Origin of the sequence: Bacillus sp. AFS031507 (assembly GCF_002584635.1) — a bacterium.
Lineage (GTDB): Bacteria > Bacillota > Bacilli > Bacillales > Cytobacillaceae > Neobacillus.
Map to the genome: position 1 here is coordinate 188384 of NZ_NUOW01000015.1, position 17021 is coordinate 205404.

A 17021-nucleotide genomic window follows, 5' to 3' on the forward strand; every position below is an offset into this window, starting at 1 on the left:
GACAACTCTAACCCGTAAAATTTTTTACTTTAACCCACTCTCAAGGGTTGTAAGCATTTCTTTTTTCTCATCTTCGGATGAATTTTTCCAAATGATTTCAAATAAAACACCAAGACCTGGGAGCATTTTTTCTTCCCCATTTTGAATGGCATCAACAATGGTATCTTCTAATTGATCTTGTGTATTTCCCGAAACATTGTGAACAATGGCATTACGTAAATTTAAATTCATGTATATGCACTCCTTTTTATCCTGTATTTCTTAAATAGTTTTTCTACTTTTGGTTTTATTATGTATTTTTGTTAGGCTATAATTAAAAAATCATCGTTATTGTAAAAGGAGAGCGGGTTTTGAAATATATTGAATCGATAAATAACCCTAAAGTAAAACAGTGGAAAAAGCTTTTAACCAAAAAAGAACGGGATAAGTCAGGAACCTTTTTAGTTGAAGGTTTTCATTTAGTGGAGGAAGCGCTAAAACAAGGAGAGCAAATTGTAGAAATCATCGTTTCTGAAAAAGTGGATTTACCTTCCCGCTTCGATACTGGTTCGACACCAGTAATACAAGTCACCGAAGAGATATCGAATGCATTAACAGATACAGAGGCACCACAAGGAGTTTATGGGGTTTGCCGAATAGCAAATGCTGAAGTGCTAGATGCCAAAACCTTCCTATTTATCGATGCCGTTCAGGACCCAGGAAATCTCGGAACAATGATTCGCACAGCAGATGCAGCAGGGATCGACGCCGTTGTGGTAGGACGGGGAAGTGTGGATATTTACAACTCAAAGGTCCTTAGGTCGGCACAAGGAAGCCATTTTCACATTCCGATAATAACAGGCGACCTTCATGAATGGATGGACAAACTTCAGGAAAAAAATATTCCTGTATACGGTACAGCACTTGAAGGGGCATCTGCTTATACTGAGATTTCCACAGGAGATTCTTTTGCTTTGATTGTCGGAAACGAAGGGAATGGCGTCGGGAAAGACATACTCTCAAGCACCACAGCCAATCTGTATATCCCGATTTACGGCAAAAGTGAATCGTTAAATGTTGCTGTAGCAACAGGGATTCTGCTTTATTATTTGAAAAAATAGGCGGAAACTAGTTTGACCTTTACAGGGAAATTATTATATAATAATGAACAATATTGAATATTAAAGAACGATGACGGAGAAAAGTACCTTATTTAGTGACCATTTAGGGAGAAAGTGCCGCGACTGAAAGCACTTTTATGGAAAGGATAAGCGAAGTTCACCTCCTGAGTTGGCATCGGGACCACAATAAATAGCAATAGCTTGAGAGTAGATTACTGTCCAGCTACATCGCCCAGCCCCTCGAGGTCATAAGCCAATCACTACGGAAGGCAAAATGCACGCCTTCCGAAGCGCTTGTCATATGCTTGTCGGGGCTGACCAGGGCGCTTCCGCTTTTCGTGTAAAGATGCACCGGCAGATGCCGTTATCCAAATGAAGCGAACACAATGTTTTTTTACATAACGTGTTTACAAGGGTGGTACCGCGAACTATAAACCTCGTCCCTTTCCAGGGATGGGGTTTTTTTGTTTTTTCATTGGTGCCTGACACCGATTAACCGATTAATATTAAGGAGGAATTGACATGCAAGAACGTTTAAAGGAATTGCAGGAAGAGGCTATTCAAAAAATTGAACAGTCGGTAAGCTTAAAAGAATTAAATGACATTCGTGTTGCCTACCTAGGAAAAAAGGGGCCGATTACGGAAGTACTACGCGGAATGGGAAAGCTTTCTGCTGAGGAACGCCCAGTTATGGGAGCATTAGCGAACGAAGTCCGTGAAGCGATTGCGGTTAAAATTGAAGCTAAACAAACGGGGTTAGAAGAGGCGGCTGTTTTAGAAAAATTAGCTTCTGAAAGCATCGATGTTACCCTCCCGGGACGACCAGTTAAGGTTGGAAACCACCATCCACTGACAAGAATCATCGAAGAAATTGAAGATTTATTCATTGGCATGGGGTATCAGGTAGCGGAAGGTCCTGAAGTAGAGCAGGATTATTATAACTTCGAAGCGCTTAATTTACCGAAGGGGCACCCGGCACGCGACATGCAGGACTCTTTCTATATTACAGAAGATATCCTGCTTCGTACCCATACCTCACCAGTTCAAGCGCGGACGATGGAAAAGCACCATGGTAAGGGCCCAATCAAAATTATTTGCCCAGGAAAGGTGTACCGTCGTGATAATGATGATGCGACACACTCCCATCAATTTATGCAAATCGAAGGCCTTGTGGTCGGTGAGAACATCCGCATGAGTGACCTGAAAGGAACATTAGAAGTTTTTGCGAAAAGAATGTTCGGCGAAGATCGTGAAATCCGCCTGCGTCCAAGCTTTTTCCCATTTACTGAACCTTCAGTAGAAATGGATATTTCTTGTAAAATCTGCGGCGGTCATGGCTGCAGCGTATGTAAGCGAACAGGCTGGATCGAAATTCTCGGTGCCGGTATGGTCCATCCTAACGTTCTTGAAATGGCTGGATATGACTCTAAAAAATACACTGGCTTTGCTTTCGGTATGGGACCAGAGCGGATTGCGATGTTAAAGTACGGTGTGGATGATATCAGACATTTCTATACAAATGATGTTCGTTTCTTAAAACAATTTTCAAAACACGAGTGAAACTGAATGCTTCAACCCGATGAAGCTGGATAATAAAAGGAGGATGACGACATGTTCGTTTCATATAAATGGCTCCAGGATTATATTGATTTAACTGGAGTAACTGCAGCTGAATTAGCTGAAAAAATTACAAAAAGCGGTATTGAGGTCGAAGGAGTAGAAATCCTTAACGACGGCATCCAAGGCGTAGTCGTTGGTCATGTCCTTGAACGCGAGCAGCACCCAAATGCTGATAAGTTAAGTAAGTGTCTTGTTGATGTCGGCGGGGAACAACCGGTCCAAATTATTTGCGGTGCTCCGAATGTGGCCCAAGGTCAAAAGGTTGCAGTGGCCACAGTTGGCGCAGTTCTTCCAGGTAATTTTAAAATTAAACGGGCGAAACTACGCGGCGAAGAATCGAACGGAATGATTTGTTCGCTTACTGAGTTAGGGATGGAAGGAAAGGTTGTACCGAAAGAATATTCTGAGGGAATCTTTGTTTTTCCAGCGGATGCTGAAGTGGGCGTTGATGCACTTGCAATGTTAAATCGAGACGATGAGATTCTTGAGCTGAGCTTGACTCCAAACCGCGCTGATTGCTTAAGCATGCTAGGAGTTGCCTATGAAGTGGCGGCGATCCTTGGGAGAGAGGTTAAATTTCCGGAAACGAACCTTCAGTCTGCAACTGAAAAAGCATCTGATTATGTAAAAATTGTCGTTGAGGCAAAAGAAGATAACCCATTATATGTGGCAAAAATCATTAAAAATGTAAAAATTGGTCCATCACCGCTATGGATGCAAACGCGCTTAATGTCAGCTGGGATTCGTCCACACAATAATGTGGTTGATATTACTAACTATATTCTTCTTGAATACGGTCAGCCGCTTCATGCGTTTGATTATGACCGCTTAGGTTCCAAAGAAATCCTTGTCCGCCGTGCAGCAGATGGGGAGAAATTTGTCACGCTCGATGATGCAGAACGCACACTTACAGCTGATCATTTAGTCATTACGAATGGAACTGAACCTGTTGCCCTTGCAGGAGTTATGGGTGGAGCCAATTCAGAAGTAACTTCAGACACAACGACTGTTTTACTTGAATCAGCTTACTTTAACGGGGCTACAATCAGAAAAGCTTCGAAAGATCATGGTTTAAGAAGTGAAGCGAGCGCTCGATTTGAGAAAGGTGTCGACCCGAATCGTGTTCGTGCTGCTGGAGAGCGTGCCGCCTATCTAATGGCAAAATACGCGGGCGGTGAAGTATTAGCAGGTGCTGCTGAAGCTGACACAATGACGGTTGAGCCGGCAGTTGTTTCGATAACTTTAGAAAAAATTAATCGTGTTCTTGGCACAGACCTTGTGATGAAGGACGTGAAGGAAATTTTTGATCGTCTTCAATTCGGTGTAAGTATCGAAGAAGATACCATCACCGTAACGGCACCAACACGCCGCGGCGATATTAAAATAGAAGAAGATTTACTGGAAGAAGTAGCTCGCCTTTTTGGGTATGATAATATTCCAAAAACCTTGCCGATTGGATCATCTACACCAGGTGGTTTGTCTGAGTATCAGAAAAAACGCCGTGTGGTTCGTCAATATCTTGAGGGTGCCGGCTTGTACCAAGCTGTAACGTATTCCCTAACTAGCGAGGAGAAAGCAGCACAATTTGCGCTTGAAAAGCGGGATACGATTCGTCTTTCGATGCCAATGAGTGAAGAGCGCAGCATTCTTCGTTTGAGCATCATGCCACAGCTTTTGGAAGTATTAAAATATAACAGTGCTCGCCAAAACGATAGTTTAGGTGTATATGAAACAGGTGCGGTGTTCTTAGCAAATGGCACAGACACGCTTCCAACAGAAAAAGAACATTTAGCAGCAGCCGTTACCGGGCTTTGGTCCAGTCATTCTTGGCAAGGGGAGAAGAAGGCTGTTGACTTCTTCGTTGTTAAAGGCATTTTAGAAGGGTTGTTTGCTAAACTTGGTCTATTTGAACAGGTTCAATTTGTTCAAGCGCAGATAGATGGTATGCACCCTGGACGTACAGCGGAAATTCACCTAAGCGGTGAGAAAATCGGCTTTATCGGCCAAGTCCACCCAACGGTTCAAAAAGACCTGGATTTGAAAGATACCTATGTATTTGAACTTTCACTAAAAGCAGTACTTGAAGCTGATACTCCGGCATTACAATACGAAGCCATCCCGCGCTTCCCGTCAATCACAAGAGACATTGCCCTTGTGGTAAACAAAGAAACGGTGTCAGGCACCCTAAAGGAAATTATTTTAACAACTGGTGCACCGCTTTTAAAAGAGGTTAACGTGTTTGATTTATATGAGGGAGACAAGATGGAAGAGGGCATGAAATCGATCGCGTTCTCTTTGAAGTATGTTGACCCAGTGCGTACGTTGACTGATGAAGAGGTAACAAAGGTTCATGAGAAAGTGCTTAATGCTTTGAAAGAAAAGGCAGGAGCTGTTTTAAGAGGCTAAATCAATAGAAGCCAGCCCGAATGTGTAGATTTTCGGGCTGGCTTTTTTTGTATGTCTGAGGCGGTAATTTCGTTTCGCTGATAAAATAGCATTTATCGCTGATATATGGTGCGTTATCGCTGATATATTGGCTAACTTCGCTGATAAATTAATCATTAGCGCTGATAAAATAAATAGACAAATATTATTAACAAATTTCGCTAAAATTCGGCAGGGATTTCATTCTTTGATCAGAATTATTTTAGTAAAATGAAAGGGGTGTTAAGTTTGATCATAAAAGCAAGGACAATTCCATTAGTAATTCTAATTTTAGAGGCATTATGCCGGCGTCTCCCTTTGAATTACCCAAAGTATCAACAAATTTTAGAGGAGCTGGGGAGGAGGCATGCCGGATACAAAGGTGAGGTGAGTCTTGATTATTATTTACGTCTCCTTTCCATTGATAAATACCTGATCCTCCACGATTTAAATCTTCCTGATGGTGACTACAACTGCCAAATTGATACCCTTCTCCTCACACCTGAATTCGCCCTAATTATTGAAGTGAAAAATATGACTGGTAAATTAATATTTGATACAGATAATGAGCAGTTTGCCCAAATAAACAATGACAAGGAAAAAGGTTACCCTGATCCGATTGCACAATCAGAAAGGCATAAAGATTATATAGAAAAACTGATGGCAGAGCATAAATTTCCTAAAGTTCCAGTTGATTATCTAGTAGTTATCAGCAATGGATATGCTTCATATGTCATCAACGGGAAAAACACTCATAAAGTGAAGCCGCGAATATGTAAGTCAGATGCTTTCATAAATAAAATTCAGTTTTTTGAAAAACAATATACTAATCCTCTCCTTCATTCGAAAGATCTCCGAAAACTGAGCCGTCTCCTCATAAAAATGAATAAGGTACCGACAAGCTATATTTTGAATAGGTATGGAATTAAAAAAGTGGATTTATTAACCGGTGTCTGCTACCCTGACTGCAATTATGTTCCACTTATTCGAGTGAAAAAGAAATGGTACTGCTCTTCATGCGATAAATTTTCAAAAGATGCTCATATTAATGCCCTGAGAGATTACTTTCTCCTCTTTGAATCGAAAATTACAAATCAGCAGTTTCGGGAGTTTGCGCAAATAAAATCACATGATACAGCAAAAAGATTACTGCTTTCTGTAAATCTGAATTTTTCGGGAACAAAAAAGGGACGCATTTATTTTCCGAAGACTTTACCATGGTAAACTTCCATTTCGCTGATAAAAATTTATAATCGCTGATATATCGGATTTATCGCTGATAAAACTCTATTTTGCGCTGATATAATTAAAAATTCCTATTATGCTAGTAAATTTGTGCTTTTTAAAAGGAGTAAATATCATCTTTTTAAGAAAAAATCACTAAAAATCACAAAAAGAGGTTGCACCAAATGGCAACCTCTTTCAAATTCCGCATTAAATTATATTTTCTCATAAATGGAGTCATAGTTTTTCGCTAAGACCATGTCCAAATCGGTTAATCCTCCCGCATTCCATGAGGTTAGTCTTAGTGTCACTAATTTATAATCGATTGCAATAAATGGGTGATGATTTTTTTCTTCTGAGAGTTGGGCAATGACATTCACGAACGCCACGCCTTGTAAAAACTCACGGAAGCGGTACTTTTTCACGATGAATTTTCCGTCCAGTTTCCAGCCTGATAATCCCGCAACAGCGGTGGTAATCTCCGCTTCACTTAGTCGATTTGCCACCACTATCCCTATCCCTCCAAACACCGTTTCTATTATATCGATTTGCCACCCTAAAACCCTCCAAACACCGTTTCTATATATTTATTCTATTCGTAGCTACACCAAAAAACATGTCAATTTCGTTTTTTATTAACAAGTGCCATCGCTTTGTCGGAATTAGCGAAGTGGAGCTTAACAAAAGAGGGGAGGATGTCCCGGCCTTTGCTCATTATCAGCTTTGCTGCTGCTACATCCACCTGTGCCCCGGCACCTTTTGGAATCTTAAAGCCGGCCGCCTCGCTAAGTTTATCGATATATTGGATAAAGGCATAGCGGGCGAGAATACTTGCAGCAGCGACAGCCAAATGAATCCCTTCAGCCTTCGTACTAAAATAAACATTCTCTTTGGCAATCGCTTTTTGGCTTTTTAAATGCTGAAAATAGGTACTGCCTTGAACAAATTGGTCGATGAGAATCGCTTCAGGTTTCTCGGGTGAAATTTTGTCTAGCACATTTAAAATCGCTTGATTATGTAAAATCGCCTTCATTTTCCCTTGCGACATGCCTGACTGCTGGACTTGATTATATTTCTCATTTTTTAACGTCATCAAACTAAATGGGATAATATCTTTAATGACCTTTGCAATCGCAATGATTTTTTCATCGTTTAAATCCTTCGAGTCGCGCACACCTAATTCTTTTAATAAAGGGATATTTTCCTTTTTCACGTAGGCTGCCACCACTGTAATCGGCCCGAAGAAGTCTCCTGTACCGACTTCATCGGAACCAATAGCGGACATTTGACCGATGCCGGTTGGAAGGTCACCCTTCGCAACAGATTTCGAATGGGAAGAGCTCGGCTTTTTCGAGGACGCGCTTGTACTGCCCCATCGACCTGCCTCTTTTTCACTATCATTTCCCTGAAATAAAACTTTACCTGATTTATAAGCTGTGATCATGCAGGCAGACGTTTTCGCAGCAAACACACTTCCAGGGATGTTTTTATCTAATAAATTTTTCCCGTAAAAGTTTCTCATTTCCATTATCTTATTCATTTCTAAATTCAATACAACATTACCCATACTACAAACACCACATTTCTAAATAATATAAAATATGCTTTAACTTTTCCACAGATAACGGTTCATGTTATGATATAGAGTAGGATTCTCTGAATGGAGGCAGGACGTTGTCAAATAATCAAAAAAATAGAACAACCGTAGATATACACGGTCAAGCTTACGTTATTATGGGCACGGAAAGTCCAAGCCACATCAGGCATGTGGCTTCATTAGTTGACAATAAAATGCGCGAAATCAGTTCTAAGAATCCAAATTTAGACGCAAGTAAACTCGCCGTTTTAACAGCCGTAAATGCAGTCAATGATTATCTCAAAATGAAAGACCAATTAGATCGGCTTCAATCAGAACTACTAAAAGAAAAGGACTAAAAAATATGTTGGATTTAGCAATTATCATCTTTTTAATTATTGGATTCTTTGTAGGCCTAAAAAGAGGCTTAATTCTGCAGCTTGTTCATTTAATAGGTTTTATTATTGCATATGTAGTAGCAAATTCATACTACGAACAGTTAGCACCCAAGTTAACATTATGGATTCCTTATCCAAACTTTGGAAATATTGCTACATTAAAACTTCTAACTGATAGCAGTAATATGGAGGCAGCTTTTTACCGAGCGATCGCCTTTGTTATTATCTTTTTTGCTGTAAAGGTGTTACTGCAAATTATTGGTTCAATGCTAGACTTTATTGCCCATTTGCCAGTACTTAGGCAGTTAAATGTTTGGGCAGGAGGCCTTTTTGGTTTCATTGAAGTATATTTAGTTATTTTTATTTTATTATATATTTCAGCCCTGGTACCAATTGAATTTTTACAAAATGCTTTGGATCATTCGATTATGGCAAAAGCAATTGTGAATCACACTCCTATCCTTTCACAGCAAATTAAGAGCATGTGGATTGAATATACAGCTGCTTTAACTTCTCTGTAGCAGAGAAGTTTTTCTATTCATGCCTTAAAGTAGGATAAAATGAAAATGCTAAATAGTAGGTAGGTGGATAATTAAATGGAAGTTAATAAAAAAGAAATCATTCGTTTGCTAGAAACGATAGCGGTCTATATGGAGTTAAAGGGGGAAAACCCTTTCAAGGTTTCAGCCTTTCGGAAAGCGGCTAACGCATTGGAAACCGACGAACGCGACGTAACAGAGATTGAAGACTTTACCTCCATATCTGGAATCGGTAAAGGCACGGCCGCTGTCATTGATGAATACATAAAGGATGGTACTTCTTCGGTATTAAAGGAGTTGAAGGAGGAAGTCCCAACAGGACTAATCCCGTTATTGCAGCTTCCAGGGCTTGGCGGAAAGAAAATTGCTAAACTATACAAAGAATTAAAGGTCGTTGATGTTTCCAGTTTAAAAGAAGCTTGTGAAGCAGGGCAAGTACAAGCGCTTGCTGGTTTTGGTAAAAAAACAGAAGAAAAAATCCTAAGTGCGATTGCCAATGTCGGCTCAAGACCGGATCGATTGCCGTTAGCATATATGCTTCCGATTGCGGAGCAAATTGAAGCAACCTTAACCGAATTACCAGATATTCATCGGTTTTCACGTGCCGGAAGTTTGCGCCGGATGAGAGAGACGATCAAAGACCTTGATTTTATTATCGCCACTAATGAACCAGAACGAGTGCGCGGGCATCTATTGGAATTGCCAAATATTAAAGAAGTGATTGGTGCGGGCGATACCAAGGTTTCGGTAGTTTTTGGATATGATTATGATATTTCCGTTGATTTCCGTCTGGTTAAGCCGGAAGAATTTACAACCACCTTGCACCATTTTACCGGATCAAAAGAACATAATGTCCGGATGCGACAATTGGCGAAAGAACGCGGTGAAAAAATCAGTGAGTATGGCGTGGAAAACGTGGAGACGGGAGAAATTCGTACGTTCTCATCTGAAGAAGAATTTTTCAAACATTTTGATCTTCCGTTCATTCCTCCGGAAATTAGAGAGGACGGTAGGGAAGTAGAAACGTTCTCTGCTACTGAGGAATTAATTGAGCTCGAAGATATTAAGGGTGATCTTCATATGCATTCCACCTGGAGTGACGGTGCCCATTCAATCGAACAAATGGCTGAGGCTTGCCGGGCTAGAGGATATCAATATATGGCGATTACTGACCATTCACAGTATTTAAAGGTGGCTAATGGTCTAACTCGTGAAAGACTTTTAAAACAAAGAGAAGAAATTAAAAAATTAAATGAAAAGTACGACGATTTTCTTATTCTAGCAGGTGTGGAGATGGATATTCTTCCAGATGGAACGCTCGACTATGACGATGAATTCCTAGCTGAAATGGATTTCGTTATTGCCTCCATACATTCTGCTTTTACTCAATCAAAGGAAAAAATTATGGAGCGGCTTAAAAACGCGTTGACAAATGCTCATGTGGATTTAATTGCCCATCCAACCGGAAGAAAAATTGGCCGCCGCGAAGGGTACGAAGTCGATATAGATTTACTTATCCAACTCGCCAAAGAAACCAATACGGCGCTTGAATTAAACGCCAATCCAAACCGTCTTGACCTTGCAGCTGAATATTTACGAAGAGCACAGGATGCAGGGGTGAATATTCTCATCAATACCGATGCACATAAAATGGATACATTAAAGCATATGGAAATCGGTGTATCTGCAGCTAAAAAAGGCTGGATCAAAAAATCATCCGTAATAAATGCACTTGATAAAAATGACCTGCTAGAATTTTTGCATAATCGAGGATAAGGAGGTTATCTCCATGCAAGAAAAAGCTTTAAAGGTATTAGAATTTACCAAGGTAAAAGAGCAGCTTTTAGAACATGCTGCTTCGTCACTTGGAAGAAAAAAAATAAAGGACTTAGTCCCCTCCACTGATTTTGATGAAGTGGTCAAACTTCAAGCAGAAACAGATGAGGCGGCAACTGTGTTTCGTGTAAAAGGAAATGTTCCACTCTCAGGTGTCCATGATATTCTTGCACACATCAAACGTTCCGTAATTGGCGGTGTGTTAAGTCCGCATGAACTGGTCCAAATTGCTAGCACCATCCATGCCAGCCGGCAAATGAAACGATTTATTGAGGATTTCGCTGACGAAAGAACAGAAATCCCGATTTTATCTGAACAAGCAGAGCGGATTATTCCACTTACAAACCTCGAGCAATCGATCAAACAAGCGATTGATGAAAGCGGTGAGGTGTTAGACAGCGCAAGTGACCTGCTTCGTTCATTAAGGCATCAACTCAGGTCCAATGAGTCACGGGTGCGGGAAAAACTTGAAAGTATGATTCGGTCATCAAATGCCAGCAAAATGCTTTCCGACGCCATAGTCACTATTCGTAATGACCGCTTTGTTATTCCTGTTAAACAGGAGTATCGCGGTCACTACGGCGGAATTATTCATGACCAAAGTGCATCCGGACAAACACTTTTTATTGAACCCCAAGTCATTGTCCAGTTAAATAATCAACTGCAGGATATTCGTGTCAAGGAACAGCTTGAAATCGATCGAATTCTAACAGCACTATCTGCTGAAGCAGCCGAGCATGAGACCGAACTCAAAGTGATCGTGGAAGTCTTGGCTAATTTAGACTTTATTTTTGCAAAGGCAAGATATGGGAAACGAATAAAAGCATCGATGCCGATTATGAATAATGAGGGGAGAATTGTTTTATATAAGGCAAGGCACCCGCTCATTCCGATCGATGAAGTGGTTGCTAACGATATTATGCTTGGGAAAGACTTCACAACTATTGTGATTACTGGCCCGAATACGGGTGGTAAAACTGTCACGTTAAAAACACTTGGTTTGTGTACTTTAATGGCTCAGGCGGGATTGCAGGTTCCTGCCTATGACGGTTCAGAGCTTGCCGTCTTTGATGCTGTGTACGCTGATATTGGAGATGAACAGTCGATTGAACAAAGCTTAAGTACATTTTCCTCCCATATGGTTAATATCGTCGAAATCTTAAATAGAGTGGATTTTAATAGCCTTGTGTTATTTGACGAGCTAGGTGCGGGAACGGATCCACAGGAAGGCGCGGCCTTGGCTATTTCGATTTTAGATGAGGTCCACAAACGGGGCGCAAGGGTGATTGCTACGACCCACTATCCGGAGTTAAAGGCATATGGTTATAATCGTGAGGGTGTGTTGAATGCCAGTGTCGAGTTTAATGTTGAGACATTAAGCCCAACATATAAACTACTGCTGGGAGTCCCAGGCCGGAGTAATGCCTTTGAAATCTCGAAACGGCTGGGCCTAAATGAACGGGTCATTCTGGCTGCACGTTCCCATGTGAGTGAAGATACGAACCAAATCGATAAGATGATTGCATCCTTGGAAGATAGTAAACGGCTGGCAGAAAAAGAGCAGGAGGAAGCCCGCGATTATTTAAAATCTGCTGAAAAGCTTCATCAAGACCTGCAAAACCAACTGATGGAGTTTTACGAGAAAAAAGACTCTATGCTCGAAAAGGCAGCAGAAAAAGCTGGGGAAATAGTGGAAGAGGCGAAAAGTGAGGCCGACAAGGTAATCCGCGACCTGCGTAAAATGAGAACAGAAAAGCACGCAGAAATTAAGGAGCATGAATTAATTGATGCAAAGCGGCGTCTAGAAGGAGCAGCACCGGAAGTACCAAAATCAGCCAAGCTCGCAAATAATAAAGTGAAAAAGCATACCTATATGCCTGGTGACGAGGTGAAAGTGCTTACCTTTGGTCAAAAAGGCACGCTGGTTAACAGAGTTTCTTCAAATGAATGGCAGGTTCAAATCGGAATTCTCAAAATGAAAGTAAAAGAAAAAGACATCGAATATATGAGTACCCCGAAACAAGTAGAAACCAAGCCGATGGCGATTGTAAAAGGTCGGGATTCATTTGTTAAACTGGAGTTAGATCTACGCGGGGAAAGGTATGAAGATGCTCTCCTTAAGGTGGAAAAATATATTGATGATGCTCTGCTATCCAGTTATCCGCGTGTTTCGATTATCCACGGGAAAGGGACTGGTGCATTAAGACAGGGAGTTCAGGAATACTTAAGAAACCATCGTCAAGTTAAAAAAATTCGGTTTGGGGAAGCCGGCGAAGGCGGATCAGGCGTAACCATCGTTGAGTTTAAATAATGTCCGGGGAGTTTTGGCAATGGACCAGTTTTGGGAGAATGAATATATCCAAATAGCTGCTTATTATAGCGTCGTGATATTATGCTTGGTTGTCTTTTTAGCTATTTTTGAAATGGTAACCAAATATAAAAATTGGGAAGAAATCAAAAAAGGTAATGTGGCTGTGGCGATGGCAACCGGAGGGAAAATTTTGGGCGTTGCCAATATCTTTCGCTATACGATTGAGCAGAATAATTCGCTGCTTTCAATGGTTGGTTGGGGGATCTATGGCTTTATACTATTAGTAGTCGGTTATTTTATCTTTGAATTTTTAACGCCAAAATTCAAAATTGACGAAGAAATCCAAAAGGATAACCGCGCAGTTGGTTTTATTTCGATGGTTATTTCAATTGGCTTATCGATTGTAATCGGTGCAGGAATTACATAAGGGGAGAATAAAAAAGTGGAGACCTTAGCTAAAGTACTTCTTGGATTATGCGGCCTATTTTTGCTAATCGGCTTGATCTATATGTTATTTTTTGCGTAACTCAAAATCATCGCTGAGACATTTCAGCGGTGATTTTTTTATTCTTACACCGCTAAACGGAAGCCTCCGCTTTTCTTACAACTTCATTGTTAATTGTATAATACTGTACTATAATAAAAGAGAAGTGTGAATTTTTATAATTATCCATATAGAAAAGGGGGATATTATGTATGAATCAAAACCGTGGCTGGCCCTGTACCCAAAAGAAATTCCCGCCACACTGGAATACACCTCAGAGCCAGTACAGCAATACTTAGTGAATTCTGCTCGAAAATTTCCAGAAAAAGTGGCCATTCATTTTATGGGAAAAGAAATTACCTACATGAAGCTTTATGAAGAAGTAATGAATTTTGCTGGCTATCTGCAGGGTAACCTAGGCATTTCCAAAGGGGACCGGGTTGCTATTATGCTTCCAAACACTCCTCAGGCTGTAATTAGTTATTTTGCGATATTAATGGCAGGCGGAATTGTTGTTCAAACCAACCCATTATATACGGAACGTGAACTTGAATACCAGATGAAAGATTCTGGCGCAAAGGCCATCATCACACTCGACATCCTCTACCCACGCGTATCTAAAGTGATGCCGCAAACAGAATTACAGCATGTAATTGTAACCGCTATCAAGAACTACTTACCATTCCCTAAAAATCTAATTTATCCCTACATCCAGAAAAAACAATATGGAATTGTCGTTAATGTTCAACACAAAGGAAGCACGCATTTACTTTCGGAAATATTAAAAATGAAGCCTCAAAAAGTGAGGAATTATGATTTCAACACTGAGGAAGATGTAGCACTCCTTCAATATACAGGAGGGACGACAGGATTTCCAAAAGGAGTTATGTTAACACATAAAAATTTAATTGCCAATACAAAGATGTGCCAGGCATGGCTTTACAAATCCAAGCCAGGTGAGGAATCAGTTCTCGGGATCATCCCGTTTTTCCACGTCTATGGAATGACAACGGTTCTTATTTTATCAGTGATGCAGGCAAATAAAATGATATTATTACCTAAATTCGATGTAGAGACCACATTAAAAACCATTCAAAAACAGCGCCCGACTCTGTTTCCAGGTGCACCGACGATTTATATTGGAATATTGAATTACCCTGATCTAAAAAAATATGATTTATCATCAATTCATTCTTGTATAAGTGGTTCAGCTGCGTTGCCAATTGAAGTACAAGAGCAGTTTGAGGCCGTAACAGGAGGGAAACTAGTTGAAGGTTATGGTTTAACGGAAGCATCTCCTGTAACACATGCGAACTTTTTATGGGATGTACCAAGGATGAAGGGAAGTATTGGTGTGCCTTGGCCTGATACTGAGGTAAAGATCGTATCGATCGAAACCGGTGAACCCGTCCCAGTAAAGGAAATAGGCGAATTTGCCATAAAAGGTCCGCAAATCATGAAAGGCTATTGGAATCGTCCAGAAGATACTAAGGAAGTCTTGCATGATGGTTGGCTGTATACAGGTGACCTTGGTTATATAGATGAACAAGGATACTTTTATGTGGTGGACCGCAAAAAGGACATGATTATTGCAGGAGGTTACAATATATATCCTAGAGAGATAGAGGAAGTATTATATGAACATCCAGATGTTCTTGAAGCAGTGGTAGCAGGTATTCCTGACCAGTACCGAGGAGAAACGGTAAAAGCATATATTGTCTTAAAAGAAGGTTCATCGGTTACCGCAGATGAAATGAACCAATTTTCAAGAAAATATCTTGCTGCATATAAAGCCCCGAGATTATATGAATTTAGAAAAGAATTGCCTAAAACAGCTGTAGGGAAAATATTAAGAAGGATGCTTGTGGAAGAAGAGAAACAAAAAATAGAAGAAGAAACCCAAAAACACGCATAAGTGCTTCCTCTTTTTTTTGACAGTTTAAGCCTGTCCCTATGTTGGGAATATGAAAAAGGTATATAGTATATCTTGACAGATATACGAATAATAACTATTATGAAAATATGAATGAATATTCATTCATATTTTCTTTTATTTAGTTAAGATCAACAGTATAAACTTTAACATAATTTTCTTCAAAGGAGGGATATAGTTGAAAAAAAATAAACCAAAATACATGCAGATTATTGATGCTGCGGTGATTGTGATCGCAGAAAATGGCTATCACCAAGCCCAGGTTTCAAAAATTGCCAAACAGGCAAGAGTGGCTGATGGAACCATTTATCTTTATTTTAAAAACAAGGAAGACATCCTTATCTCTCTCTTTGAAGAAAAAATGGGAAGTTTTATTGAAAAAATAGATACAATGATAGCAGGAAAAGGGACGGCGGCAGAGAAATTATTAATGATGATAGAAGCTCACTTTAGTATGCTTTCTGACGACCATCACATGGCGATCGTAACACAGCTGGAGTTACGGCAATCCAATAAGGAATTGCGACTCCGAATTAATGATGTTCTAAAAGGTTACCTAAAGGTAATCGAAAAGATTGTTATTGAAGGTAAAGAAACAGGAGAGTTTTCAATCGACCTCGATATTCGTCTCGCCCGGCAAATGATATTCGGTACAATCGATGAAACCGTTACATCGTGGGTGATGAATGAGGAAAAGTATGATTTGCTTGCACTGGCGTCTCCAGTCCATCGCCTCTTGATCAATGGCTGCGGAAGCCGGTAGAATTATAAAAATAGGGGGAGTTAGTTTGGAATACTTAAAATGGTCTTATCAAGACAGTATTGCCACGATCACGATTGCGCGTCCACCGGCAAATGCCCTTTCTTCAGGTCTGTTAAGGGAATTGTCGACAGTGCTAGATGAAATCGAACCAAACAGTGAAATTAGAGTCCTTGTCATTCACGGGGAAGGGCGGTTCTTCTCGGCTGGGGCCGATATTAAAGAATTTACAACGGTTTCTTCATCTGAAGGTTTTTCAAATCTTGGTAAGTTTGGACAGGATTTATTTGACCGGATGGAAAAATTTCCAAAACCGATTATTGCGGCAATCCATGGTGCGGCGCTTGGCGGTGGTCTTGAACTTGCCATGGCTTGTCACATTCGCCTTGTCAGTGAAACCGCAAAACTCGGCCTTCCGGAACTGCAACTCGGCTTAATTCCCGGATTTGCCGGTACACAACGTCTGCCGAAATATGTAGGTGTGGCAAGAGCTGCTGAAATGCTGTTCACATCTGAGCCCATTACAGGTGTTGAGGCCGTACAATATGGCTTAGCGAATCATGCCTATGTAGAGGCGGAAGTATTAGAGCAGGCGTATAAGCTCGCTGGAAAAATCGCTAAGAAAAGTCCAGGCTCTATTAAAGCTGCCATCGAATTATTAAATTATGCAAAAACAGAAGAGTTCTATGAAGGTTCGAAAAGAGAATCTGAGTTATTTGGTCAAGTTTTTGTCTCTAGCGATGGTAAAGAAGGCATTCAAGCTTTTATTGAAAAAAGGGAACCACAATTTAAAGGTGAATAAACTTATCTTTGTAG

At 40.4% G+C, this 17021-nt stretch carries 15 protein-coding genes; 12 read left to right on the forward strand and 3 right to left on the reverse strand.

Annotation, left to right across the window (positions count from 1 at the left end; genetic code table 11):
- Positions 1-24: 24 nt before the first annotated feature.
- Complete coding sequence (gene sspI, locus COE25_RS16620) at positions 25-231, reverse strand: small acid-soluble spore protein SspI (protein WP_088089203.1); 207 nt, start codon at positions 229-231, stop codon at positions 25-27.
- Positions 232-350: 119 nt separating this feature from the next.
- Between sspI and COE25_RS16625 the strand changes: the two genes are divergently transcribed.
- The 4 genes from COE25_RS16625 (at position 351) to COE25_RS16640 (ending at position 6368) form a co-directional block, all read left to right on the forward strand.
- Positions 351-1100, forward strand: coding sequence for a TrmH family RNA methyltransferase (locus COE25_RS16625; protein WP_088089202.1), 750 nt, complete (start codon positions 351-353; stop codon positions 1098-1100).
- Positions 1101-1622: 522 nt separating this feature from the next.
- Positions 1623-2660 (forward strand): phenylalanine--tRNA ligase subunit alpha, encoded by a 1038-nt coding sequence (gene pheS / locus COE25_RS16630; protein ID WP_088089201.1) that lies wholly within the window; start codon positions 1623-1625, stop codon positions 2658-2660.
- A gap of 51 nt (positions 2661-2711) precedes the next feature.
- Positions 2712-5126 (forward strand): phenylalanine--tRNA ligase subunit beta, encoded by a 2415-nt coding sequence (pheT, locus tag COE25_RS16635; RefSeq protein ID WP_098933378.1) that lies wholly within the window; start codon positions 2712-2714, stop codon positions 5124-5126.
- Positions 5127-5393: 267 nt separating this feature from the next.
- Positions 5394-6368, forward strand: a complete 975-nt coding sequence (locus COE25_RS16640; RefSeq protein WP_180247519.1) for a nuclease-related domain-containing protein — start codon at positions 5394-5396, stop codon at positions 6366-6368.
- 215 nt (positions 6369-6583) lie between these two features.
- Here the strand turns inward: COE25_RS16640 and COE25_RS16645 are convergent, their stop codons facing one another.
- Both COE25_RS16645 and rnhC read right to left on the reverse strand, forming a co-directional pair.
- The gene (locus COE25_RS16645; protein WP_088089198.1) at positions 6584-6874 is read right to left on the reverse strand and encodes a 4a-hydroxytetrahydrobiopterin dehydratase; all 291 of its coding nucleotides are present in this window, start codon (positions 6872-6874) and stop codon (positions 6584-6586) included.
- Positions 6875-6987: 113 nt separating this feature from the next.
- Positions 6988-7935 (reverse strand): ribonuclease HIII, encoded by a 948-nt coding sequence (gene rnhC, locus COE25_RS16650; protein WP_088089197.1) that lies wholly within the window; start codon positions 7933-7935, stop codon positions 6988-6990.
- A 107-nt stretch (positions 7936-8042) separates the two neighbouring features.
- Here rnhC and zapA point away from each other — a divergent pair, with 107 nt between their 5' ends.
- The 8 genes from zapA to COE25_RS16690 all read left to right on the forward strand — a co-directional run bounded on the left by zapA (position 8043) and on the right by COE25_RS16690 (position 17007).
- The gene (gene zapA / locus COE25_RS16655) at positions 8043-8303 is read left to right on the forward strand and encodes a cell division protein ZapA (protein ID WP_088089196.1); all 261 of its coding nucleotides are present in this window, start codon (positions 8043-8045) and stop codon (positions 8301-8303) included.
- A gap of 5 nt (positions 8304-8308) precedes the next feature.
- The gene (locus COE25_RS16660; protein WP_088089195.1) at positions 8309-8863 is read left to right on the forward strand and encodes a CvpA family protein; all 555 of its coding nucleotides are present in this window, start codon (positions 8309-8311) and stop codon (positions 8861-8863) included.
- 75 nt (positions 8864-8938) lie between these two features.
- Positions 8939-10657, forward strand: coding sequence for a DNA polymerase/3'-5' exonuclease PolX (gene polX, locus COE25_RS16665; RefSeq protein WP_098933380.1), 1719 nt, complete (start codon positions 8939-8941; stop codon positions 10655-10657).
- Positions 10658-10670: 13 nt separating this feature from the next.
- Positions 10671-13028: an endonuclease MutS2 gene (locus tag COE25_RS16670; RefSeq protein WP_098933381.1), complete on the forward strand. Its 2358-nt coding sequence runs from the start codon at positions 10671-10673 to the stop codon at positions 13026-13028.
- 19 nt (positions 13029-13047) lie between these two features.
- Positions 13048-13455 carry a DUF350 domain-containing protein gene (locus COE25_RS16675; protein ID WP_088089192.1) on the forward strand — a complete coding sequence of 136 codons (408 nt, stop codon included), beginning with the start codon at positions 13048-13050 and terminating at the stop codon, positions 13453-13455.
- Between the two features lie 265 nt (positions 13456-13720).
- Positions 13721-15427, forward strand: coding sequence for an AMP-binding protein (locus COE25_RS16680; protein WP_088089191.1), 1707 nt, complete (start codon positions 13721-13723; stop codon positions 15425-15427).
- 196 nt (positions 15428-15623) lie between these two features.
- A complete protein-coding gene (locus COE25_RS16685; RefSeq protein WP_098933382.1) occupies positions 15624-16208 on the forward strand; it encodes a fatty acid metabolism transcriptional regulator FadR in 585 nt (194 codons plus the stop codon).
- Positions 16209-16233: 25 nt separating this feature from the next.
- A complete protein-coding gene (locus COE25_RS16690; protein WP_098933383.1) occupies positions 16234-17007 on the forward strand; it encodes an enoyl-CoA hydratase in 774 nt (257 codons plus the stop codon).
- Positions 17008-17021: the final 14 nt, after the last annotated feature.